Origin of the sequence: Vibrio sp. SCSIO 43133, from assembly GCF_023716845.1 — a bacterium.
In the GTDB taxonomy this organism is placed as follows: domain Bacteria; phylum Pseudomonadota; class Gammaproteobacteria; order Enterobacterales; family Vibrionaceae; genus Vibrio; species Vibrio mediterranei.
This window is the reverse complement of record NZ_CP068024.1, coordinates 3,496,275-3,519,721: the sequence shown is the minus strand read 5'-3', so window position 1 is coordinate 3,519,721 and position 23,447 is coordinate 3,496,275. Positions and strand designations below refer to the sequence as shown.

The following is a 23,447-nucleotide window of genomic DNA, read 5'->3' as shown; positions in this document are numbered from 1 at the left end:
GGCTTTGGAGGCTTTCTATGCAGATTCAGTACTACCACCTGTAAGCTTGCCACATAGCCCTTTTGGTACCACGACAAACGCGTCTTTTTGATTATCTTCTTTGGCTGTACCAGCACATGAGCTTGTTTTTGTAGCACAGTCATTTTTACCTGCCTTTGATACGCCGTAGCATTTCTCTTTTTCTGCAGCATGAGCTGGAGCGGCAGTAAGCATAGTGCCACCTAGAGCGATTAGACCGGTAACTGCAGCAGTGATAGCTAGATTTGTAGTTTTCATAGTAACTTCCTCGAGACTTGATCCTTGTGGTTTCTTTTCACAAGCGCTTAGTTGCGACTTGCTTATTCAATAGGATAGGAAGGGCTTCGAAAATCTTTCAATTTATTCACAAAATATTTAAAAAAGTGTTAAATATTATTTTATTTACTTGATTTTAAAGAATTTAAATCAAAATAAAAAAACTGATATTTTTCTGAAACCAGAACACTGTTTGAGTTATAATCAATCGATATGTATAAATAACCAGTAGCTAAGTATCATGGATCCATCTCTTCTTCTCGACGGCCTTAATGACAAACAACGTGAAGCTGTTGCAGCTCCTTTAGAGCATATGTTGGTGCTAGCTGGTGCTGGTAGTGGCAAAACACGCGTACTTGTTCACCGTATCGCTTGGTTAATGTCGGTGGAAAATGCCTCTCCGTTCTCCATCATGTCAGTGACCTTCACCAATAAAGCTGCTGCAGAGATGAGAGGGCGAATCGAAGAGTTGATGATGGGCAGTTCGTCGGGGATGTGGAATGGTACTTTCCATGGTATTTGCCATCGTATACTGCGCGCTCATTATCTTGATGCGAAGCTGCCAGAAGATTTTCAAATTCTAGACTCTGATGACCAGCAACGCCTACTGAAGCGATTGATAAAAGCTCAGAATCTAGATGAGAAACAGTGGCCAGCACGTCAGGCTGCATGGTGGATTAATGGTAAGAAAGATGAAGGTTTGAGGCCTCAACACATTGATAGCTATCAAGATCCTGTAACGAAGACCTATTTGCAAATATATACCGCCTATCAAGAAGCGTGCGACCGAGCAGGGCTGGTGGATTTTGCCGAAATCTTGCTGCGCGCTCATGAGCTACTACGTGACAACAAGTTTGTTCGCGAGCACTATCAAGCTCGCTTTAAACACATTTTGGTGGATGAGTTCCAAGACACCAACAACATTCAATATGCTTGGCTACGAATGATGACGGGCCCTGATTGTAAGGTGATGATTGTTGGTGATGATGACCAATCTATTTATGGCTGGCGCGGCGCTAAAGTCGAGAACATCCAGAAATTCCTCGATGAATATTTGGGCGCGACAACCATTCGTCTCGAGCAGAATTATCGCTCAACTAAGACCATTCTCGAAGCTGCCAATGAACTGATCGCCAATAACACAGAGCGTATGGGTAAAGAGCTGTGGACGGACGGTAATGAAGGCGAAAAAATCTCCGTTTACTCTGCTTACAATGAGCTAGATGAAGCGCGTTTTGCGGTCAATAAAATCAAAGAATGGCAGGAAACAGGCGGTAGTCTAACGGACTGCGCGATGCTATATCGAAATAACGCCCAGTCTCGTGTTTTAGAAGAAGCGCTTATTCAAGCTCAACTGCCGTATCGAATTTACGGTGGTATGCGATTCTTCGAGCGTCAAGAAATCAAGGATGCACTTGGTTACCTACGATTGATTGCCAACCGCAATGATGATGCAGCGTTTGAACGTATCGTAAATACCCCAACTCGTGGCCTTGGAGATAAAACGCTGGATACCATTCGTTTCGCTGCGCGAGATCGCGGTGCGACATTATGGGAAGCGAGTAATGCATTGCTGGAAGAGAAGGTATTTGCCGGGCGCGCAGCAGGAGCGTTATCGCGTTTCATCGAACTTATTAATGCATTAGAAGACGATACCTTTGAATCGGCACTGCATGAGCAAACCGACCATGTTATCAAAACCTCAGGTTTGTTCTTGATGTATGAGCAGGAAAAAGGTGAGAAATCCAAGGCACGTATTGAAAACTTGGAGGAACTGGTTACCGCAACTCGTCAATTCGAAAAGCCGGAAGAGGCTGAAGATATGACATTACTGACCGCATTCCTAACCCACGCCGCCCTCGAAGCGGGTGAAGGTCAGGCAGATGAGTTTGATGATGCAGTGCAATTAATGACGCTCCACAGTGCTAAAGGGTTAGAGTTCCCAATGGTATTTATGGTTGGGGTAGAGGAAGGCATGTTCCCAAGTCAGATGTCAGCAGAAGAAGCGGGCAGGTTAGAGGAAGAGCGCCGCTTGTGTTACGTAGGCATGACGCGTGCGATGGAAAAACTCTTTATAACCTATGCAGAAATGCGTCGCCTGTACGGTCAAGACAAATACCACAAGCCATCGCGATTTATTCGTGAACTGCCGGAAACATGTCTGCAAGAAGTACGAATGAAAGCACAGGTCAGCAGACCAACAAGCTCGGGGCGATTCAGTCAAACTGAGGTGAAGAACAACTTCAATGAAACCGGATTTAATTTAGGAGCGCGAGTGAAGCACCCGAAATTCGGCGAAGGAACGATTATTAACTTCGAAGGTAGTGGGCCGCAAAGTCGAGTTCAAGTAGCCTTCAATGGCGAAGGGATTAAGTGGTTGGTTACTCAATATGCGAAGCTTGAACAGCTTTAGGTTCCCCATGATCCAAATACTAAAAAAGCAGCTCAGGCTGTTTTTTTATTCGTGCTTTACGAGTTCAGTTCTAATCTGGGATACAGATAAAGAAAAACCCCGAGGGCTTACGCCCTGCGGGGTTATGGTCTTACTCGCAGCAATCCGGCTACTATAGGTGCTCCATGCATCTAATCCTTGATAGTGTGCTGTATTCCTTCAGCGTATTCCTTTCGTCGCCTTCCTAGCGGTGTCCATTGGTCTTATCCTGACCTGCTAACAATCCTCGTTAGCGCACTTCACTTGATCCCTGAGCGGTGTCCCTGACATCTTCCTGATGTTAAGTCCTTGCCTCATCCAGAGGTGTCCATTGTCTTTCCTTAGTAGTAACTATCCTAGTTACTATTGCGTCCATTCAATGTCCAATTTGCTTTCCGTGCCGACCATTCATCCTGAATAACCGTATCTTCTTCCTGAAGATGCCCAAATCCCTGAGCGTTTCCTGTTCCGTGTCAGATTCCTTCCGACATGGTTAATATTAAATGATACTCGCTTTAGAGCAATCGCGTTGAGGCGAAAAAGTCCCGTATCTTATCAATGAGAAAAATCGACAATTATTCAAAATCAATAACTTATTGTTAATCTTGGTCTAAGTCTTGGAGTACAAAGCGATAATGACCTACCGCTTTGTGAGAGATCTCTTACACGAAGAGTGTCGAATGGAGTAAGTTGCTCTTACAGCGACAGCAGAACCTGCAATAAGATCGTCAAACCAATGCCAGAAAAGAGTAATCCACACAAAGCATCAATGTAGATTGAGGCGGATCCTAACTTACGTTGCATACGTTTTGTCGAAAGTGCCCAAGCTAAAAACGAAAACCACGCAAGAGATAATGACCATAGAATGGCTAACGCCATCAATTTACCTGGAACCGACATAGAAGATGGCACCAACGTCGACATCAAACTAATAAAAAACACCAAGGCTTTAGGGTTGAGGATATTGGTTGTAAAGCCTCGAGAGAAAGCTTGTCGTCGACTCGATAGCAATAAACTCGGATCGTTAGCTAACTCCGCTGGCTGGTGGCGCAATCCCCAGCGTGAGACAACAGAGCGTAATGCACCGATTCCCAGATAGAGCAGATAGCTACCACCTGCGATTTGGACCATGGCAAACAGTGTTGGGTGTTGGTGAACGACATAGCTCACACCAGTTAAACTTAAGATGGAATGCAATAAGATGCCAAATGACAAGCCCAAAGCGATGTAGAAGCCAGTCTGACGACCAAACCGCGTGGCATTTTGTACCACTAAAGCAAAGTCGGGGCCAGGACTCATGAGGGCAATGAAATGAACTGTTGCCAGTGTCATCAGGATTGTGATTTCGTTCATGTTGGATATAGCTTGTTAGTTGATATGGGAAGGTGAAATGCCGTAGACGCTACGAAAAGCCTTACTAAAGTGCGCTTGGTCATAAAAGCCAGTTTGCAATGCAACTTGAGCGGAGGGCTGACCAGCTTTAACTAACGCCATACTTTTTTCTAAGCGAAGGCGAGTTAACCAAGCGTGTGGAGACATACCAGTCGCTTGCTTAAAAAGGCGCTGGAATTGCCTTTCACTGAGGTCGCACATTTTAGCCAACTGCTCCAAACGGATTGGTTGGTCAAGATGACTCATCACATAGTCACGAACTTGCGTTAGCTGTTTAGTACCAATAGGTTGTACATAAGCACAAGTAGGCTTAGCGTGCCTATTAAGCAGTTGCTCAAAGCTTTCATGCGGTAAACAATCACGCGCGAGAGCGCTGATGTTTTCATCACTCAACGCTAAGTGGGTGTTAAGTAAGGCACGAAACAGCACTGGCTCTTGAACAATTGGACTGTGAAAGCCCAATTGACCTTGGTGGTTGCTGGGCTTGAGTTGTGATAACCAGTGTGGTGATACAGCAAGTACTTTGACTTCATAGCCTTCATCAAAGCGAGCTTGGCCATCGTGCAATTCATCCGGTGGCATCAATACCAAGTCTCCAGGTCCACTGGTATAGCTTTGACCTTTTAAATGAAATTGCTGTTGGCCATTGACGATCAAGCCAAAATGATAATCGAGATGATAGTGTTTCTGAAACGCAAACTCTTTGTAACAACCACTGATTAAATTGATATCAGGGATTGGCGAAGACAGGTAACTAATCTGCTGCAAAATAACCTCCTAATATCAATCCAATGGTGTCAGTTTATCGTTCAGAGACATAAGGCGTCTTGTAAAAAACGGACACCCTATAGGATTACTGAGCGTTAATTCTTTTGTTGGTTCGGCTGGTTTTAATGCCATCAAAACTGAACACGACCAGTGCACCCCAAATAAAGCCGAACGTCAGCGCCTTGTCTAAAGTGAACGCTTCACCGTAAACCAGCACGGCTAGCAAGAACATCAAGCTAGGGCCGATGTATTGGAAAAAGCCGAGTGTCGATAGCTTCAGACGTGTCGCCGCACCCGTGAAACACAACAAAGGCAGTGTGGTCACAATACCGGCAGAAATCAACAGTATGTTCAGTGTGGCTGGATTTGCCAACATGTTTGAGGTTGGGGTGCTGGCAATGAACAACACATAAATTGCGGCAGCTGGCAGCATGACTAAGGTCTCGATAAACAGTCCCGTCTGTGCATCCAAACTGACCTTCTTCCTTAATAAACCATACAAACCAAAGCTCATCGCTAGCGCAAGGGCAACAATAGGTACCGAGCCAAAGGCAATAAGTTGAATCAGTACTCCGATGGTTGCCAGAGCGACCGCAAACCACTGTAGCTTTCTTAGTCGCTCTCCTAAGAACAACATCCCTAGAATCACATTAATCAATGGATTGATGTAATAACCAAGGCTAGCATCAAGCATGTGGTTTGCATTTACCGCCCAAATAAAAATCAGCCAATTCACACCGACGAGCAAAGCGGTTGTGATCAAATAGCCCATCTTTTTTTTAGAACGAAATACGTCTCTCACACTGCGCCAACGACGGCCAAAATGCAGTAGTGCAGTCAATAAAAAGAACGACCAAATAACACGGTGACTTAAAATCTCTAGCGGCGATACTTCAGACAGCGCTTTGAAGTAAATAGGGGCAATACCCCACATGGTATAGGCACCGATCGCTAATAGTACGCCTTGTTTGGCTTTTTGTTGTTCTTCTAGTGACATGCAAATTTTCTCAAGAGCGGGCCATGAAGGCCATAAAGGGAGGAAAGGTCTTGAGTATAACGTGTTGTCATCCATTGGACTAATTATTGCGCGTTTAGCGGACGTTTTTTATTAGTGTTGGCCATGATTATGAGTTTCTTTCCCATAGGAACATCTCTACAATGTAGCGTTTTCGACCTACCATTTTCTCGGGATATTGCATGACCGCTGTGTTACTTGCTGAACAATCTGAATCTCAACCAAGTTCACAGTCTGTTTTGGAATCGGTGTTCGGCTATCAAGAATTTCGTCCTGGACAGCAGGAAGTTATCGATAGCGCCATTGAGGGCAATGATGGCCTAGTCATTATGCCCACGGGTGGTGGTAAATCTCTGTGTTATCAGATTCCGGCCTTAGTTCGCAGTGGTATTACGCTGGTGATCTCTCCACTTATTTCGCTGATGAAAGACCAAGTGGATCAGTTAAAGGCTGATGGCGTTGCTGCTGAGTGCATTAACTCAACCCAATCTAAAGAAACCCTGATTGATATCTACCGCCGTATGAACAACGGTCAACTGAAGCTGATTTACGTATCGCCAGAACGAGTGTTAATGCACGACTTCATTGAACGTCTAGAGCATCTTGAGTTGTCGATGATAGCGGTCGATGAAGCGCACTGTATTTCTCAATGGGGACATGACTTTAGGCCAGAATATGCAGCCTTGGGCCGTTTAAAGGAGTGGTTCCCTTTTGTTCCTATGGTGGCGCTGACTGCCACTGCAGATGATGCAACTCGTAAAGACATTATCCACCGTCTTAATCTCAATAATCCCCATGAATATCTTGGCAGTTTTGACCGTCCTAATATCCGCTATACGCTAGTGGAGAAACATAAGCCAGTTTCTCAGATAGTGCGCTTCTTAGGGGAGAATAAAGGAGGCAGTGGCATCATCTATTGCGGCAGCCGTAAGAAAGTCGAGATGTTGACCGAGAAGCTGTGCGCCAACCATGTGCGTGCTGCAGGCTATCATGCTGGCATGGATATGGATGAAAGAGCCTATGTCCAAGACGCGTTTCAACGTGATGATATTCAAGTAGTTGTTGCGACAGTCGCCTTTGGTATGGGGATTAACAAACCCAATGTGCGTTTCGTCGCGCATTTTGATATTCCTCGTAATATTGAGTCTTACTACCAAGAAACTGGGCGAGCGGGGCGTGATGGATTGCCAGCAGAAGCAATGATGCTCTATGACCCTGCCGACATTGGTTGGCTGCGCCGTATGTTGGATGAAAAAGAAGAAGGGCCACAAAAGCAGGTAGAAAGTCATAAGCTCAACGCCATGAATGCGTTTGCCGAAGCACAGACATGCCGACGCCAAGTGCTGTTGAATTATTTCGGTGAGTATAGTGAGAAGCCATGCGGCAACTGCGATATATGTCTCGACCCTCCGAAACATTTTGATGCGACGCAAGAAGCGCAAAAAGCGTTGTCTTGTGTCTATCGTGTCAACCAGAGCTTTGGTATTAGCTATGTGGTTGAAGTGTTGCGTGGTATGTCGAACATTCGTATTCGTGAACATGGACACGACAAGCTGACGACTTATGGCATTGGACGTGATCATAGTCATGATTACTGGGTGAGCATATTTAGGCAGCTAATACACAAAGGTTTGCTTAGCCAAAATATCACCCGAAACTCGACATTGCAGCTGACCGAAGAGGCTCGCCCTCTGTTACGTGGAGAAAACAGCCTAGAGTTGGCAGTGCCTCGATTGGATACGGCTGCACGAAGTGCCAAATCTGACAAACTTGCTTCTAAGCATTACGATAAGAAGCTGTTTGCCAAACTGCGTAAGCTACGTAAGTCGATTGCCGACGAAGATGGTTTACCTCCTTATGTCGTCTTCAGTGATGCAACCCTGATTGATATGGCAGAAATACTGCCCACCTCTTACGGTGAAATGCTGGCAGTGAACGGCGTTGGTGAACGTAAATTAGAGAAGTATGCTGACCCTTTCCTTGATCTAATACAGGAGCATTTGACCCAACATGGCTGATTTTGGTTTGCGAGATTATATCGAGGCGGAAGGGAAGTTGGTGCTTGTTACACCAAGCTTTGATTTTGACAATTTTGATACCATAGCCAGTTCTTTAGTCGCTCAGTTATCTGCCACTGTGGTTGAGAAACAATGGGATGCGGATATTCACACGTGGCTGGTGGATTTTGAAGGCTGCCGAATGTTATTAAAGGGCGAGCATTACAGTGAACTCATGTGGTTTGAGGCGCTAGATGTTACTGGTAGCAAAGACGAATTTGATTTTCTTGCGAGTATATTTCGACGCGGATTTTAGTCTATTTTCATCAGTAAACGTTTGCTCTATATCGAACTATTGCACCTAAAATTGATTAATGTATAATCGCCCGCCGCTACTTAAGTAGCCAACAAACATTTAATTTTAGTAACCAGAGGCTGTGCCTCACCTTGGGTTCCCTCAACCCCAAGCAAAACGAAAAAGGTACAATATGAGCCCGTTTTCTCCTGCGCAACAGCGCAAAGCCCTAACATTTTTAGTTCTCTTTCACTTAGTGATTATTGCGTCCAGTAATTATCTAGTGCAGCTACCCTTTACTATTTTTGGTTTCCACACCACTTGGGGCGCTTTTACTTTTCCTTTTATCTTCTTAGCGACCGACTTGACTGTCCGTATTTTCGGTGCTGGGTTAGCGCGTAGAATCATTTTCCTAGTTATGCTGCCAGCTTTAGCGGTGTCGTATGCGCTATCGGTACTGTTCTTTGAAGGTCAGTTTCAAGGATTGAGTCATCTGGGAGAGTTTAACTTGTTTGTCGCGCGTATTGCGGCGGCAAGTTTTATGGCATATCTATTAGGACAGATTCTTGATGTTCATGTATTCAACCGCTTACGTCAAATGAAGCAATGGTGGGTGGCACCGACCTGTTCGACACTATTTGGTAATGCGCTTGATACCTTAGCCTTCTTTGCTATCGCGTTTTACCAGAGTCCAGATCCATTTATGGCTGAACATTGGACAGAAATCGCCTTAGTCGACTACGGCTTTAAGTTAGTGATCAGTCTTGGCTTATTTGTGCCTATGTATGGTGTGCTATTGAACTTCTTAGTGAAGAAGTTAACCGCTGTAAACCCGAATATTTCGGTTACTGGTGTGAACGCCTAATCGGCAGACAAATAAAAAAATCCCGAACCTGTGATGTTCGGGATTTTTTTTAATCTTCGTACTATCTGTTATAGCGCTTGAATGTCGAGCGGCCAACCCATGTCGGACTGACGGTTCGATTCAATTTCTAATTCTGCTGCAGACAATGGGTTTTGCTCTAGCCACAGTTTATCTATCGAAAGGGTAAGTCGATTATCTTTGCATGCTACTGAGATATTCGGCTGTAATTCTCGCTTACGTCTATGAGTGATAATTACCGCTAAACGTAATAGTCGTAGTACACGCTCGGCACTTTTATTTGACAGCGCATGTTGTGCTGGCAAAGGACTAAGCTGATCCTTATATCGACGTACAACTTCCGCTAACAGGTGTTTTTGTGCACGAGTAAAACCCGGTAAATCTAAGTTGGTTAGTAAGTACGCACTATGTTCGCCAGCCTTTTTGAAATCAAGAGTAAGACCAATTTCATGAAGCTTGGATGCACATTCAAGCAAAGCTGGTGCTTGTGGCTCCTCGAGCCAGGTATCACCACCACAATCTTTGAGCAGTTGCAGAGCCGTAGTTGCGACCTGTTCGCCATATTCCACATCTAACTGACAGCGCGATTGAACGCTATTGATGGTTCGAGCACGGATGTCATCTTGTTGCAACTCTTCGACCATGTCATACACCATGCCTTCGCGCAGTGCGCCTCCGGCCAGTGTCATAGAGTCAATGTTAAGAAGTTCAAAGATGGCAATCAGAATGGACAAACCACTAGGGAATACTAGTGCGCGTTCTAGAGTTAGGCCGTCGATATCCAGCTCTTCCAAATGATCGGCTTGCATGGCTTGTTTTTGAAGACGCTTTAGTTTGGCATGAGTGATGACTTCATCCATACCTTGAGCCAGCATGATCTCTTGTAGAGCTTGCACGGTACCACTAGCGCCAACACAAACATCCCAACCAATACGCTGGTAATTGTCGAGAATCGGTGCGAGTGCTTGCTTAGCTCCTTCAATGGCACGTTCAAAGTTAGCTTTATTAAGCTGTCGGTCTTTGAAGTAATGCTCAAGCCAAGTCACGCAGCCCATTTTTAGACTGGTGAGAGCTTTAGGCTCAAAACCTTCACCAATAATAAGCTCTGTGCTTGCGCCACCAATATCGACCACCAATCTACGGCCAGTCCCGCCCGAGGTATGGGCGACACCTTTGTAGATGGTTGCAGCTTCTTCTTCACCACAGATGACTTGTATTGGATAACCAAGAATGTCATTGGCTTTCTCTAAGAAAACATCCACATTAGTCGCGGTTCTAAGAGTCGCGGTCCCAACGATACGGATATTTTCTTTCGGGATGTCTTGTAGCCTTTCCGCAAAGAGGCTTAAACATTCCCAACCGCGTTGCATCGCTTCTTGGCTAAGCGCTAACTCGGCATCTAGACCAGCGGCTAAACGAACTTTCCGTTTAATTTTAGCCATCGTTTGAACACTGCCATCAATATGACGAACCACCAACATATGGAAACTGTTGGAGCCTAAATCAATGGCAGCGTAGAGTGGCGAAGAATTCACTGCGAGACTCATAAATACTGCTTACTTCCTGTTAAGATCGTTGCGCTCTTGGCCTTCTTTGAGGCTTTCTGTTTGACGGTCTTGAGCCACCAGTGTTGGTACGGCGCTGACCTGAGTTACGGCTTTTCAGAACTAGTGGCGCAGGCAGTTCTGTAAGTAGTGCACTGGAATCGTAGTCTGAGACGGGGATTTGGTGCTCAATGTACTCTTCAATTGCTGGCAAATTGATCGCGTATTCTTCACAAGCAAAGCTGATGGAGTGACCACTTGCACCAGCACGGCCAGTACGGCCAATACGGTGAACGTAATCTTCACAATCGTCAGGCAAGTCGTAATTGAATACGTGAGTTACTTGAGGAATATGCAGACCACGAGCTGCCACATCGGTCGCAACCAGAATATCGACATCACCACGAGTAAATTGCTCTAGAATTTTCTCACGTTTCTTCTGAGGAACATCGCCAGTCAGCAGGCCGACACGGTGGCCGTCGGCAGCTAGGTGCCCCCAAACCTTCTCACACTTGTGTTTAGTGTTAGCAAAGATGATAGCGCGGTCTGGCCACTCTTCTTCCACGAGTGTCTGTAGCAGAGCCATTTTTTCATTGTTCGATGGGTAGAACAGCTCTTCTTTAATTCGGTGACCAGTTTTTTGCTCTGGCTCGACAACGACGTGCTCAGGGTTGTGCATGTGTTCGAATGCCAGTTCTTGAACGCGATAAGATAATGTTGCAGAGAACAGCATGTTCAAACGGTCTTTTGGCTCAGGCATGCGACGGAACAAAAAGCGAATGTCTTTAATGAAACCAAGATCGAACATGCGGTCGGCTTCATCCAATACCACTGCTTGAATGTTGTTGAGATTGAAAACACGCTGTTTGTAGAAATCGATAATACGACCACAGGTACCGATAAGGATATCGACGCCTTCTTCGAGTTTAGCCAGCTGTTTATCGTAGCTGTCGCCGCCATAGGCGAGTGCAGTCTTTAACCCTGTACTCTCAATTAACGGCTTGGCATCGTTTTGGATCTGGATAGCAAGTTCGCGAGTTGGAGCCATGATAATCGCACGCGGCTGGTTTGGCTTGCGGCCATCATGTTCTGGCGTTGTTAGTAGGTGATTAAAGGTAGCAGTTAAAAACGCGAGCGTTTTTCCAGTCCCGGTTTGGGCCTGTCCTGCAATATCTCGGCCGGCGAGCAGTACCGGCAACGCCAAGGCTTGGATAGGGGTACAATATTCGAACCCTTTTTTTTCCAATCCTTCAATGATTTGCGGCTGCAAATCTAATTCGGCGAACTTTTGCTCTGTGATATGCGTCTTTTTCATCGGTATAGAATATCAGCTTAAGCTTGCAATACGAAGGTAAATACATTCCAATAGGAGATCTAATTGTTGGTGATTATCTCATCAATACAAAAAATATCGGAGTGAAAGATGAGTGAAAAGATTTTGCAGCTGACGGATGACGGTTTTGAAACTGACGTAATTAACGCTGCAGGCCCGGTTCTTGTTGACTTCTGGGCGGAGTGGTGTGGTCCTTGTAAAATGATTGCCCCAATCCTCGATGAAATCGCAGATGAGTACGAAGGCAAACTCACTATCGGTAAACTTAACATTGACCAAAACGCAGGTACTCCACCTAAGTTTGGTATTCGCGGTATCCCAACGCTACTTCTTTTCAAAGATGGTGGCGTAGCAGCAACGAAAGTTGGTGCGCTATCAAAGACTCAACTTAAAGAGTTCTTGGATGCGAATCTATAATGAAAAGTAACGAAAACCGTGTATCTTAACAAATACACGGTTTTGTTTTTTTCAAAGCTAGACTAGACTCAGTTTTAGTGATAATTTATCGCACGTTAAATAAACAAGTGTTCACTTCTTGGTCGATCCTGAGACCAAATCCTTCTTAACAACAAAACAGATCCTATTTTGACTAAACAAACATCCACCACAATGAACTTAACAGAATTGAAGAACAGACCTGTTTCTGAGCTCGTTAAACTTGGCGAATCTCTTGGTCTGGAAAATTTAGCTCGTCTGCGTAAGCAAGACATCATTTTCGCCATCTTAAAAGCCCATGCGAAAAGTGGTGAAGATATCTTTGGTGACGGGGTCTTAGAGATTCTTCAAGACGGTTTTGGTTTCCTGCGTAGCGCAGACAGCTCGTACCTTGCGGGTCCAGACGACATTTATGTTTCTCCAAGTCAGATTCGTCGTTTTAACCTTCGCACAGGTGACTCAATCGCTGGTAAAATTCGTCCACCAAAAGACGGTGAGCGCTATTTTGCTCTGCTAAAAGTTAACACGGTTAATGACGACAAACCTGATAACGCACGTAATAAGATTCTATTTGAAAACCTAACACCTCTGCATGCGAATGAGCGCATGACAATGGAGCGTGGTAACGGTTCAACAGAAGATATTACCGCTCGTGTTCTTGACCTTGCATCACCAATTGGCAAAGGTCAGCGTGGTCTGATTGTTGCTCCGCCAAAAGCGGGTAAGACAATGTTGCTTCAGAACATCGCTCAGAGCATCGCTCACAACCACCCTGAATGTGAATTGATGGTTCTACTTATCGATGAGCGTCCAGAGGAAGTAACAGAGATGCAGCGCCTAGTTAAAGGTGAAGTTGTTGCATCGACGTTTGATGAGCCAGCGTCTCGTCACGTTCAAGTTGCTGAGATGGTGATTGAGAAAGCGAAGCGTCTTGTTGAACACAAGAAAGATGTGGTTATCCTACTAGACTCTATCACTCGTCTAGCGCGTGCATACAACACAGTAGTACCTTCTTCTGGTAAGGTCCTTACTGGTGGTGTTGATGCTAACGCATTGCATCGTCCAAAGCGTTTCTTCGGCGCGGCTCGTAATGTAGAAGAAGGCGGAAGCCTAACTATCATCGCAACGGCACTGGTTGATACTGGTTCTAAGATGGATGAAGTTATCTACGAAGAGTTTAAAGGTACAGGTAACATGGAACTGCACCTAAACCGTAAGATTGCTGAAAAACGTGTTTTCCCTGCGATCGATTTCAACCGTTCAGGTACACGTCGCGAAGAGCTACTGACTAAGTCGGATGAGCTACAGAAAATGTGGATTCTACGTAAGATTGTTCACCCTATGGGCGAAACAGACGCAATGGAGTTCCTCATTGATAAGTTAGCAATGACGAAGACGAACGATGAGTTCTTTGATGCGATGCGTCGTCAGTAATACATTTTAAGCTGACAGCAAATCTCAGATTTTAAACGTCACCCAATATGGGTGGCGTTTTTGTTTGCACTTAACCTCTTTCCAGCGCACAATATCAAAAGTGTTAACAGGAGGTTAATATGCTACAAGGATGGTTAGCGTCTCTTCTCCTAGTATTTGCTGCGTTGTTGTCGCAGCCAGCATTCGCGTCGAAGGAGATGACGCAACAAGAAGTCAATCAATGGATCAGCAATCCTATTGTTCAGCAGAAAGTCACTGAATATATGGATCTGGTGATGAAGGACGATATTGACGGATTAAAGTTTGCTCTCAATCGCTTAGCTCTACCTCAACAAGAGGTAGCTCGGTATGTGCTGTTGCAAGAAATCGAGCAGCGCAGCATCATCTTGACGCCTAAAATGGCTATTTTCGTAAAAAGTCAGAAATCTCTTCCTACGACCTATACTATGCTGGAGCGTGGCGATAGTTACGAGTTTTCGATACCCGCCTTTAATTATCCTGCCATCTCTGCCCGTCTGATCAAAAGCTGGAATAGCGACCAAAAAACTTTGGAGTTCATACTACAAGTCGAGCGAGAAGAGCTTGTTTTGCGAGACTGGTTATCTGAAGGGACGGATTACGATAGACAAATTCGTGAAGATCTATTGGTTCGTGAGTTTGATAGTTTGTCACCAGAAGCCAACGCCTATTTGACCAAGCAACTGACTGAAGCGACGATTACAGAATGGCTACCTTCAACTCGAGTATTAGTGCGTATGGCGCAGGTCAATCAGGATGAAAAGTTGTATGAACTGCTGTGGAAAATGCGTGCGGACTACCATAGCCAAGCTGAGCTTGAACGTTTGGCTCAAGTGAAGTCTCCATTTGCGATGCATCAGATCATGTTAGCATCCCGTAACCCTAGCTTAAAACAACAAGCCATTACAGAATTGGCAAGCATTAATCCATTGCCTGAAAACGTAAAGAATTTTCTTGTCGCCCGTATGACAAGTGTTGATGATGCCAGTTTCGTTGCCACTCAATTAGCGCAAAATGGTCATAGTGGTTGGGTTAGAGATGTCGCTTCGTCAAATAGCCAAGTAAAAGCTAGCTTAATTCTGCAGGCGTTGTCCAACTAGTTTCGTCCAGTGTTTGAAGCGCAAATTTCACTCATAGGTGGGTTTGCGTATATAATGCGTGCATCTTTCAAGGCGATGTTACCCCTATGAATTTTAAGGATTTACGAGACTTTATTCAGCACTTGGAAAGCCAAGGGCTACTTAAACGCATTTCTCACCCTGTCGACCCAGACTATGAAATGACTGAGATCAGTGACCGCACATTACGAGCGGGGGGGCCGGCATTGTTGTTCGAAAACCCCATTGGCTATGATGTTCCTGTGCTAACAAATTTATTTGGTACTTCTGAACGAGTAGCCATTGGGATGGGGCGCCAGCAAGTCTCGGAGCTTCGTGAAGTAGGTAAGTTATTGGCTTACCTAAAAGAGCCTGAGCCACCGAGAGGTTTTAAAGATGCGATCGATAAGATTCCTGTCTTTAAACAAGTCCTCAATATGCCAGTTAAAAGACTACGCAAGGCAAAGTGCCAAGAAATAGTTTGGCAAGGTGAAGAGGTCGATCTTGACAAAATTCCAGTAATGAGCTGCTGGCCAGACGATGTTGCGCCATTACTCACTTGGGGGCTGACCGTAACCAAAGGGCCAAATAAGAAACGACAAAACTTGGGCATTTATCGTCAACAAAAGATTGCCAAGAATAAAATCATCATGCGTTGGCTTGCTCACCGAGGTGGAGCGTTGGACCTGCGTGATTGGATGGAAACCAATCCAGGTAAACCTTTTCCAGTATCGGTTGCTTTCGGTGCTGACCCCGCCACTATCTTAGGGGCGGTAACTCCTGTACCAGATACGTTGTCAGAGTACGCGTTTGCTGGTTTATTACGGGGTGAAAAAACCGAAGTGGTCAAATCCATTAGTAACGATTTAGAGGTTCCAGCGAGTGCGGAGATCGTTCTTGAAGGCTACATTGACCCTAATGAGTTTGCGGATGAGGGACCTTATGGTGATCACACGGGTTACTACAACGAAGTAGAAAAACACCATGTGTTTACCATTACTCACGTTACTATGCGTCAGAATCCTATCTATCACAGCACGTATACTGGACGTCCACCTGATGAGCCTGCTGTATTGGGTGTGGCGCTTAATGAAGTTTTTGTGCCAATTTTACAAAAGCAATTTCCTGAAATAGAAGATTTTTATCTTCCACCGGAAGGTTGCTCGTACCGTATGGCAGTGGTGACTATAAAGAAACAATATCCCGGTCATGCTAAACGAGTAATGATGGGAGTGTGGTCATTCCTGCGACAATTTATGTATACCAAGTTTGTCATTGTGTGCGATGAGAGTGTTAATGCTCGTAATTGGACTGATGTCACTCAGGCCATGAATGAGCATATGTTGCCAGGTCGAGATACGTTGATGATTGAAAGCACTCCCATTGACTCGTTGGACTTTGCCTCTCCGGTTGTTGGGCTTGGTTCCAAGATGGGATTGGATGCGACGATAAAGTGGGATGCAGAAGTTGCTCTTGGTGAGAATAAGTTTGGACCTTCAGGTACCATCGAAACAGCTCATGCATTTGATGAAAATGCATTGAAAAGCGAGATAGTTGCTCAGTATCCTGTAGTTATAGATTTGTATGTTGCGCCTGGAACAGGTACAAGTCGTATGGTGTTACTAACATTAAATAAGCAACGCGCAGGTCAGGCAGTGGAAGTAATGAAGGGTATTGCTGAATCGGTTGCTTGCTACTTTGACGTTAAGTTTATGGTAGCGTGTGATGAAGACGTCAATGTTAGAGACTGGAATGACGTAATCTGGGCAATTACTACAAGAATGGATCCTGCTCGTGATACTGTCATGACCAACGATGTGAGTTCTCGAGCACTATTAGACGCCACCAACAAGCTGGAAACAGAAGTTGAGCGGGAGTGGGGTATTCCAATAAAGAAAGATCCGCAATTGGTCGAGAAGATAGACGCTATTTGGGATCAGCTTAATATCTTATGACCAAGCATGTAAGGCTAAAGCCTCAGAATCTTGAATTTACGGTGAGTGATGGGGAAACCATCTTAGAGGCAGCGCTCAACCAAAACCTCGCGTTTCCACATCGATGCCGAGTCGGGGCCTGTGCTTCTTGCTTATGTCGAATAGAGTCAGGACAAGTCAGTTATGACTTAGAGCCAATGTTAACTGAAAAAGAAAAACAGCAAGGTTGGATGTTCTCTTGCCTTGCTTATGCTGAAAGCGATCTGGTGATTACTTTCAGTGACGAATAAAAGAGATAAAACATGACAGTAAAATGTAAAGTAAAGTCGATTGAGCCTTTAGCAGCAAACACCTATCAAATCTTGCTGCACCCGGAGCAACCAGTGAGCTTTAAAGCTGGTCAGTATTTAATGGTAGTAATGGGAGAAGCAGATAAGCGCCCATTCTCTATTGCTAGTAGCCCTTGTCGTCACGAAGGCGAGATCGAACTCCATATTGGTGCGGCTGAGCATAATGCTTACGCTATCGAAGTCGTCGAATCAATGAAACAAGCGCTAGCGAACGGTGGTGACATCACTATTGATGCACCTCATGGTGAGGCTTGGATTCGTGAAGATAACCAGCGACCTATACTATTGATTGCTGGCGGTACTGGGTTTAGCTATGTGCGCTCGATTCTTGATCACTGCATCAGCCAAAATATCGAACAGCCGATCCACCTCTACTGGGGCGGTCGCGATGAAGCTCAGCTCTATGCCAAAAAAGAGCTGATGGAAATTGCTAAGCAGCATCAACGTATTCAGTTCATTCCGGTTATTGAAGATGTGTCAGTGGAGTGGTCTGGGAAAAAAGGTAATGTGTTGCAAGCTGTGAGTGAAGATTTTGAGACGTTAGCGGATTTTGATATCTATATAGCAGGCCGATTTGAAATGGCTGGTGCCGCTCGTGAGCAGTTCACGCAATCCAAGCAAGCAAAGTCTGATCATATGTTTGGTGATGCTTACGCATTTATCTAAATGTTAGAGTTTTGTGGCCAAAAGGAGAGTTTTTATACTCTCCTTTTGCTTTTATGATGCAATTTTCAGCAAAAGCGCTTTTTTTCCAAAAAATATTAAAAAAGGGGTTGCGCCAAAAGTGGAACTCCCTATAATGCGCACCACCAGACGGGAAGGCAGCAAAGCAAGAGCCTGAAAGGTCTGGAAGGGCAAAAGCCTTAACGAAAATAATTTGAAAAAGTGGTTGACACGACAAGTTATCTAGTTAAAATGGCCGCCCACTTCAACGGAAAGCTGAAAAGCTTAAAAATAATAGTTTAGTCCATTGAAGTACTGTTCTTTAACAATATAAACCTATCAATCTGTGTGGGCACTCGTTGATGATAATCAAATTAGAAACTTCGGTTTCAAATTAGGTTTTCAATGAACTGAGTGACCAATCAAGTCAAAAGACTTGGCACAGTCAATTCATTATCGTTCTGTTGGAACGATAATAGCTTTAGATTACTAAGGTAGTTTAAAGTCAGTATTCATTGAGCCGAACAAAATCTTAAATTGAAGAGTTTGATCATGGCTCAGATTGAACGCTGGCGGCAGGCCTAACACATGCAAGTCGAGCGGAAACGAGTTAACTGACCCTTCGGGTGACGTTAACGGCGTCGAGCGGCGGACGGGTGAGTAATGCCTGGGAAATTGCCCTGATGTGGGGGATAACCATTGGAAACGATGGCTAATACCGCATAATGCCTTCGGGCCAAAGAGGGGGACCTTCGGGCCTCTCGCGTCAGGATATGCCCAGGTGGGATTAGCTAGTTGGTGAGGTAATGGCTCACCAAGGCGACGATCCCTAGCTGGTCTGAGAGGATGATCAGCCACACTGGAACTGAGACACGGTCCAGACTCCTACGGGAGGCAGCAGTGGGGAATATTGCACAATGGGCGCAAGCCTGATGCAGCCATGCCGCGTGTGTGAAGAAGGCCTTCGGGTTGTAAAGCACTTTCAGCAGTGAGGAAGGCGGGTACGTTAATAGCGTATTCGTTTGACGTTAGCTGCAGAAGAAGCACCGGCTAACTCCGTGCCAGCAGCCGCGGTAATACGGAGGGTGCGAGCGTTAATCGGAATTACTGGGCGTAAAGCGCATGCAGGTGGTTCGTTAAGTCAGATGTGAAAGCCCGGGGCTCAACCTCGGAACTGCATTTGAAACTGGCGGACTAGAGTACTGTAGAGGGGGGTAGAATTTCAGGTGTAGCGGTGAAATGCGTAGAGATCTGAAGGAATACCGGTGGCGAAGGCGGCCCCCTGGACAGATACTGACACTCAGATGCGAAAGCGTGGGGAGCAAACAGGATTAGATACCCTGGTAGTCCACGCCGTAAACGATGTCTACTTGGAGGTTGTGGCCTTGAGCCGTGGCTTTCGGAGCTAACGCGTTAAGTAGACCGCCTGGGGAGTACGGTCGCAAGATTAAAACTCAAATGAATTGACGGGGGCCCGCACAAGCGGTGGAGCATGTGGTTTAATTCGATGCAACGCGAAGAACCTTACCTACTCTTGACATCCAGAGAAGCCAGCGGAGACGCAGGTGTGCCTTCGGGAGCTCTGAGACAGGTGCTGCATGGCTGTCGTCAGCTCGTGTTGTGAAATGTTGGGTTAAGTCCCGCAACGAGCGCAACCCTTATCCTTGTTTGCCAGCGAGTAATGTCGGGAACTCCAGGGAGACTGCCGGTGATAAACCGGAGGAAGGTGGGGACGACGTCAAGTCATCATGGCCCTTACGAGTAGGGCTACACACGTGCTACAATGGCGCATACAGAGGGCAGCCAACTTGCGAAAGTGAGCGAATCCCAAAAAGTGCGTCGTAGTCCGGATTGGAGTCTGCAACTCGACTCCATGAAGTCGGAATCGCTAGTAATCGTAGATCAGAATGCTACGGTGAATACGTTCCCGGGCCTTGTACACACCGCCCGTCACACCATGGGAGTGGGCTGCAAAAGAAGTGGGTAGTTTAACCTTCGGGAGGACGCTCACCACTTTGTGGTTCATGACTGGGGTGAAGTCGTAACAAGGTAGCCCTAGGGGAACCTGGGGCTGGATCACCTCCTTATACGAATAGATTATTGCGATGAGTGTTCACACAGATTGATTAGGTTTAGATTAAAGACGATGCTTGGGTCTGTAGCTCAGGTGGTTAGAGCGTTCGCCTGATAAGCGAGAGGTCGGTGGTTCAAGTCCACTCAGACCCACCAATCTTCCTCCCAGATGATTGGCGGTAAGCATCAACACTGATGGGGCTATAGCTCAGCTGGGAGAGCGCCTGCCTTGCACGCAGGAGGTCAGCAGTTCGATCCTGCTTAGCTCCACCATCTTTAAGCGCATTTGCTTAAGTGTTCTTAAAAATGGTTTCGAAAGAAATCTCGTTCTTTAACAATTTGGAAAGCTGACGAATAACATTTGATTAATGTTATTCATTTAAAAGTTCTCAAATCCTAATCGAAAGATTAGGTACCAACACACATTCAAGTGTTCTTGGGAATTACGAAAGTAATTCATATTTGAGTCCGGCAAAATCGAGTCTGCACATGTATAAAAATGCAGACAACTTTGGTTACGTAACAAAGACCCTTTGGGGTTGTATGGTTAAGTGACTAAGCGTACACGGTGGATGCCTTGGCAGTCAGAGGCGATGAAAGGCGTATTAACTTGCGATAAGCTCAGATTAGGTAGTAAAAACCTGTGAGTCTGAGATCCCTGAATGGGGAAACCCAACTGCATAAGCAGTTATCGCTGAGTGAATACATAGCTCAGCGAGGCGAACCGGGGGAACTGAAACATCTAAGTACCCCGAGGAAGAGAAATCAACCGAGATTCCGAAAGTAGCGGCGAGCGAAATTGGATTAGCCCTTAAGCTTTTAATGAGACAGGTGAAGGCTCTGGAAAGTGCCGCGATACAGGGTGATAGCCCCGTAACCGACATCTCATCATCAGTGAAATCGAGTAGGGCGGGACACGTGATATCCTGTCTGAATATGGGGGGACCATCCTCCAAGGCTAAATACTACTGACTGACCGATAGTGAACCAGTACCGTGAGGGAAAGGCGAAAAGAACCCCTGTGAGGGGAGTGAAATAGAACCTGAAACCGTGTACGTACAAGCAGTAGGAGCACCTTCGTGGTGTGACTGCGTACCTTTTGTATAATGGGTCAGCGACTTATATTCAGTGGCAAGGTTAACCGTTTAGGGGAGCCGTAGGGAAACCGAGTCTTAACTGGGCGTTCAGTCTCTGGATATAGACCCGAAACCAGGTGATCTAGCCATGGGCAGGTTGAAGGTTGAGTAACATCAACTGGAGGACCGAACCGACTAATGTTGAAAAATTAGCGGATGACTTGTGGCTAGGGGTGAAAGGCCAATCAAACCTGGAGATAGCTGGTTCTCCCCGAAATCTATTTAGGTAGAGCCTCGGACGAATACTACTGGGGGTAGAGCACTGTTAAGGCTAGGGGGTCATCCCGACTTACCAACCCTTTGCAAACTCCGAATACCAGTAAGTACTATCCGGGAGACACACGGCGGGTGCTAACGTCCGTCGTGGAGAGGGAAACAACCCAGACCGCCAGCTAAGGTCCCAAAGTATAGCTAAGTGGGAAACGATGTGGGAAGGCTTAGACAGCTAGGATGTTGGCTTAGAAGCAGCCATCATTTAAAGAAAGCGTAATAGCTCACTAGTCGAGTCGGCCTGCGCGGAAGATGTAACGGGGCTAAGCTATACACCGAAGCTGCGGCAATGTGTTTACACATTGGGTAGGGGAGCGTTCTGTAAGCCGTTGAAGGTGGACTGTAAAGTCTGCTGGAGGTATCAGAAGTGCGAATGCTGACATGAGTAACGATAAAGGGGGTGAAAAACCTCCTCGCCGGAAGACCAAGGGTTCCTGTCCAACGTTAATCGGGGCAGGGTAAGTCGACCCCTAAGGCGAGGCCGAAAGGCGTAGTCGATGGGAAACGGGTTAATATTCCCGTACTTCTTACAATTGCGATGGGGGGACGGAGAAGGCTAGGTGGGCCTGGCGACGGTTGTCCAGGTTCAAGTGCGTAGGCTTAAGGTTTAGGTAAATCCGGACCTTTTAAGGCTGAGACACGATGTCGAGCTACTACGGTAGTGAAGTCATTGATGCCATGCTTCCAGGAAAAGCCTCTAAGCTTCAGATTGTAAGGAATCGTACCCCAAACCGACACAGGTGGTCGGGTAGAGAATACCAAGGCGCTTGAGAGAACTCGGGTGAAGGAACTAGGCAAAATGGTACCGTAACTTCGGGAGAAGGTACGCTCTTAGTGGTGAAGTCCCTTGCGGATGGAGCTACCGAGAGTCGCAGATACCAGGTGGCTGCAACTGTTTATTAAAAACACAGCACTGTGCAAAATCGCAAGATGACGTATACGGTGTGACGCCTGCCCGGTGCCGGAAGGTTAATTGATGGGGTTAGTTTTCGGACGAAGCTCTTGATCGAAGCCCCGGTAAACGGCGGCCGTAACTATAACGGTCCTAAGGTAGCGAAATTCCTTGTCGGGTAAGTTCCGACCTGCACGAATGGCGTAATGATGGCCACGCTGTCTCCACCCGAGACTCAGTGAAATTGAAATCGCTGTGAAGATGCAGTGTACCCGCGGCTAGACGGAAAGACCCCGTGAACCTTTACTACAGCTTGGCACTGAACATTGAGCCTACATGTGTAGGATAGGTGGGAGCCTTTGAAGCGAGTACGCCAGTATTCGTGGAGGCAATCTTGAAATACCACCCTTGTATGTTTGATGTTCTAACTTGGTTCCCTAATCGGGAATGAGGACAGTGCCTGGTGGGTAGTTTGACTGGGGCGGTCTCCTCCCAAAGAGTAACGGAGGAGCACGAAGGTGGGCTAATCACGGTTGGACATCGTGAGGTTAGTGCAATGGCATAAGCCCGCTTGACTGCGAGAATGACAATTCGAGCAGGTGCGAAAGCAGGTCATAGTGATCCGGTGGTTCTGAATGGAAGGGCCATCGCTCAACGGATAAAAGGTACTCCGGGGATAACAGGCTGATACCGCCCAAGAGTTCATATCGACGGCGGTGTTTGGCACCTCGATGTCGGCTCATCACATCCTGGGGCTGAAGTCGGTCCCAAGGGTATGGCTGTTCGCCATTTAAAGTGGTACGCGAGCTGGGTTTAGAACGTCGTGAGACAGTTCGGTCCCTATCTGCCGTGGGCGTTGGAAGATTGAAGGGGGCTGCTCCTAGTACGAGAGGACCGGAGTGGACGAACCTCTGGTGTTCGGGTTGTGTCGCCAGACGCATTGCCCGGTAGCTAAGTTCGGAATCGATAACCGCTGAAAGCATCTAAGCGGGAAGCGAGCCCTGAGATGAGTCTTCCCTGGCGCTTAAAGCGTCCTAAAGGGTTGTTCGAGACTAGAACGTTGATAGGCAGGGTGTGTAAGCGTTGTGAGGCGTTGAGCTAACCTGTACTAATTGCCCGTGAGGCTTAACCATACAACACCCAAAGGGTTTTGATGGACTCAAAGCAAGAACTTTGAATGTGTATTTAGACTT

The 23,447-nt window shown here is 46.2% G+C and carries 16 protein-coding genes, 2 tRNA genes and 2 rRNA genes; 14 read left to right on the top strand and 6 right to left on the bottom strand.

Going from position 1 to position 23,447, the window contains the following annotated elements; genetic code table 11:
* Positions 1-15: 15 nt before the first annotated feature.
* Entirely contained in the window at positions 16-276 is a 261-nt protein-coding gene (locus JKJ11_RS16405; protein ID WP_006074592.1) for a BufA1 family periplasmic bufferin-type metallophore, read from the bottom strand.
* 256 nt (positions 277-532) lie between these two features.
* Here JKJ11_RS16405 and uvrD point away from each other — a divergent pair, with 256 nt between their 5' ends.
* Positions 533-2,707 (top strand): DNA helicase II, encoded by a 2,175-nt coding sequence (gene uvrD / locus JKJ11_RS16400; protein ID WP_086027642.1) that lies wholly within the window; start codon positions 533-535, stop codon positions 2,705-2,707.
* A gap of 714 nt (positions 2,708-3,421) precedes the next feature.
* Here the strand turns inward: uvrD and JKJ11_RS16395 are convergent.
* The 3 genes from JKJ11_RS16395 to rarD all read right to left on the bottom strand — a co-directional run bounded on the left by JKJ11_RS16395 (position 3,422) and on the right by rarD (position 5,882).
* Positions 3,422-4,078: a LysE family translocator gene (locus tag JKJ11_RS16395; protein WP_006074589.1), complete on the bottom strand. Its 657-nt coding sequence runs from the start codon at positions 4,076-4,078 to the stop codon at positions 3,422-3,424.
* 15 nt (positions 4,079-4,093) lie between these two features.
* Positions 4,094-4,885 (bottom strand): AraC family transcriptional regulator, encoded by a 792-nt coding sequence (locus JKJ11_RS16390; RefSeq protein WP_252038554.1) that lies wholly within the window; start codon positions 4,883-4,885, stop codon positions 4,094-4,096.
* 85 nt (positions 4,886-4,970) lie between these two features.
* Complete coding sequence (gene rarD, locus JKJ11_RS16385; protein ID WP_006074586.1) at positions 4,971-5,882, bottom strand: EamA family transporter RarD; 912 nt, start codon at positions 5,880-5,882, stop codon at positions 4,971-4,973.
* Positions 5,883-6,082: 200 nt separating this feature from the next.
* Between rarD and recQ the strand changes: the two genes are divergently transcribed.
* The 3 genes from recQ (at position 6,083) to JKJ11_RS16370 (ending at position 9,057) form a co-directional block, all read left to right on the top strand.
* Positions 6,083-7,918: an ATP-dependent DNA helicase RecQ gene (recQ, locus tag JKJ11_RS16380; protein WP_006074583.1), complete on the top strand. Its 1,836-nt coding sequence runs from the start codon at positions 6,083-6,085 to the stop codon at positions 7,916-7,918.
* Entirely contained in the window at positions 7,911-8,213 is a 303-nt protein-coding gene (locus tag JKJ11_RS16375) for a DUF3630 family protein (RefSeq protein WP_252038553.1), read from the top strand. The genes recQ and JKJ11_RS16375 overlap by 8 nt, the downstream gene beginning before the upstream one ends.
* A 172-nt stretch (positions 8,214-8,385) precedes the next feature.
* On the top strand, positions 8,386-9,057 hold the full coding sequence (locus JKJ11_RS16370; RefSeq protein ID WP_006074581.1) for a 7-cyano-7-deazaguanine/7-aminomethyl-7-deazaguanine transporter: 672 nt from the start codon (positions 8,386-8,388) through the stop codon (positions 9,055-9,057).
* 68 nt (positions 9,058-9,125) lie between these two features.
* Here JKJ11_RS16370 and gppA read toward each other — a convergent pair whose 3' ends face one another.
* On the bottom strand, positions 9,126-10,622 hold the full coding sequence (gppA, locus tag JKJ11_RS16365; protein WP_006074579.1) for a guanosine-5'-triphosphate,3'-diphosphate diphosphatase: 1,497 nt from the start codon (positions 10,620-10,622) through the stop codon (positions 9,126-9,128).
* Positions 10,623-10,641: 19 nt separating this feature from the next.
* Positions 10,642-11,934: an ATP-dependent RNA helicase RhlB gene (gene rhlB, locus JKJ11_RS16360; protein ID WP_006074578.1), complete on the bottom strand. Its 1,293-nt coding sequence runs from the start codon at positions 11,932-11,934 to the stop codon at positions 10,642-10,644.
* Positions 11,935-12,042: 108 nt separating this feature from the next.
* Here rhlB and trxA point away from each other — a divergent pair, with 108 nt between their 5' ends.
* The 10 genes from trxA (at position 12,043) to JKJ11_RS16310 (ending at position 23,387) form a co-directional block, all read left to right on the top strand.
* On the top strand, positions 12,043-12,369 hold the full coding sequence (trxA, locus tag JKJ11_RS16355) for a thioredoxin TrxA (protein WP_006074576.1): 327 nt from the start codon (positions 12,043-12,045) through the stop codon (positions 12,367-12,369).
* Between the two features lie 192 nt (positions 12,370-12,561).
* Entirely contained in the window at positions 12,562-13,821 is a 1,260-nt protein-coding gene (rho, locus tag JKJ11_RS16350; RefSeq protein WP_006074575.1) for a transcription termination factor Rho, read from the top strand.
* A 119-nt stretch (positions 13,822-13,940) separates the two neighbouring features.
* Positions 13,941-14,939 (top strand): hypothetical protein, encoded by a 999-nt coding sequence (locus JKJ11_RS16345; RefSeq protein ID WP_124940437.1) that lies wholly within the window; start codon positions 13,941-13,943, stop codon positions 14,937-14,939.
* Between the two features lie 86 nt (positions 14,940-15,025).
* Positions 15,026-16,891, top strand: a complete 1,866-nt coding sequence (gene ubiD / locus JKJ11_RS16340; RefSeq protein WP_124940436.1) for a 4-hydroxy-3-polyprenylbenzoate decarboxylase — start codon at positions 15,026-15,028, stop codon at positions 16,889-16,891.
* Positions 16,888-17,160 carry a 2Fe-2S iron-sulfur cluster-binding protein gene (locus JKJ11_RS16335; RefSeq protein WP_006074569.1) on the top strand — a complete coding sequence of 91 codons (273 nt, stop codon included), beginning with the start codon at positions 16,888-16,890 and terminating at the stop codon, positions 17,158-17,160. Before ubiD ends, JKJ11_RS16335 begins: the two co-directional genes overlap by 4 nt.
* A 12-nt stretch (positions 17,161-17,172) precedes the next feature.
* Positions 17,173-17,886 (top strand): NAD(P)H-flavin reductase, encoded by a 714-nt coding sequence (gene fre / locus JKJ11_RS16330; RefSeq protein WP_006074568.1) that lies wholly within the window; start codon positions 17,173-17,175, stop codon positions 17,884-17,886.
* Between the two features lie 531 nt (positions 17,887-18,417).
* A 16S ribosomal RNA gene (locus JKJ11_RS16325) occupies positions 18,418-19,970 on the top strand.
* Between the two features lie 65 nt (positions 19,971-20,035).
* A tRNA-Ile gene (locus JKJ11_RS16320) sits at positions 20,036-20,112 on the top strand.
* Between the two features lie 41 nt (positions 20,113-20,153).
* Positions 20,154-20,229: transfer RNA gene (locus JKJ11_RS16315), tRNA-Ala, on the top strand.
* Positions 20,230-20,501: 272 nt separating this feature from the next.
* Positions 20,502-23,387, top strand: a 23S ribosomal RNA gene (locus JKJ11_RS16310).
* The 16S and 23S rRNA genes sit together here with 2 tRNA genes alongside, the layout of an rRNA operon.
* Positions 23,388-23,447 lie beyond the last annotated feature (60 nt).

Bases quoted from the DNA above. Each gene is read 5' to 3' on its own strand.
- JKJ11_RS16405 (WP_006074592.1), bottom strand. From the start codon at position 276: ATGAAAACTACAAATCTAGCTATCACTGCTGCAGTTACCGGTCTAATC.
- JKJ11_RS16345 (WP_124940437.1), top strand. From the start codon at position 13,941: ATGCTACAAGGATGGTTAGCGTCTCTTCTCCTAGTATTTGCTGCGTTG.
- rho (WP_006074575.1), top strand. From the start codon at position 12,562: ATGAACTTAACAGAATTGAAGAACAGACCTGTTTCTGAGCTCGTTAAA.
- JKJ11_RS16395 (WP_006074589.1), bottom strand. From the start codon at position 4,078: ATGAACGAAATCACAATCCTGATGACACTGGCAACAGTTCATTTCATT.
- trxA (WP_006074576.1), top strand. From the start codon at position 12,043: ATGAGTGAAAAGATTTTGCAGCTGACGGATGACGGTTTTGAAACTGAC.
- JKJ11_RS16375 (WP_252038553.1), top strand. From the start codon at position 7,911: ATGGCTGATTTTGGTTTGCGAGATTATATCGAGGCGGAAGGGAAGTTG.
- gppA (WP_006074579.1), bottom strand. From the start codon at position 10,622: ATGAGTCTCGCAGTGAATTCTTCGCCACTCTACGCTGCCATTGATTTA.
- rarD (WP_006074586.1), bottom strand. From the start codon at position 5,882: ATGTCACTAGAAGAACAACAAAAAGCCAAACAAGGCGTACTATTAGCG.
- fre (WP_006074568.1), top strand. From the start codon at position 17,173: ATGACAGTAAAATGTAAAGTAAAGTCGATTGAGCCTTTAGCAGCAAAC.
- recQ (WP_006074583.1), top strand. From the start codon at position 6,083: ATGACCGCTGTGTTACTTGCTGAACAATCTGAATCTCAACCAAGTTCA.
- ubiD (WP_124940436.1), top strand. From the start codon at position 15,026: ATGAATTTTAAGGATTTACGAGACTTTATTCAGCACTTGGAAAGCCAA.
- JKJ11_RS16370 (WP_006074581.1), top strand. From the start codon at position 8,386: ATGAGCCCGTTTTCTCCTGCGCAACAGCGCAAAGCCCTAACATTTTTA.
- JKJ11_RS16335 (WP_006074569.1), top strand. From the start codon at position 16,888: ATGACCAAGCATGTAAGGCTAAAGCCTCAGAATCTTGAATTTACGGTG.
- rhlB (WP_006074578.1), bottom strand. From the start codon at position 11,934: ATGAAAAAGACGCATATCACAGAGCAAAAGTTCGCCGAATTAGATTTG.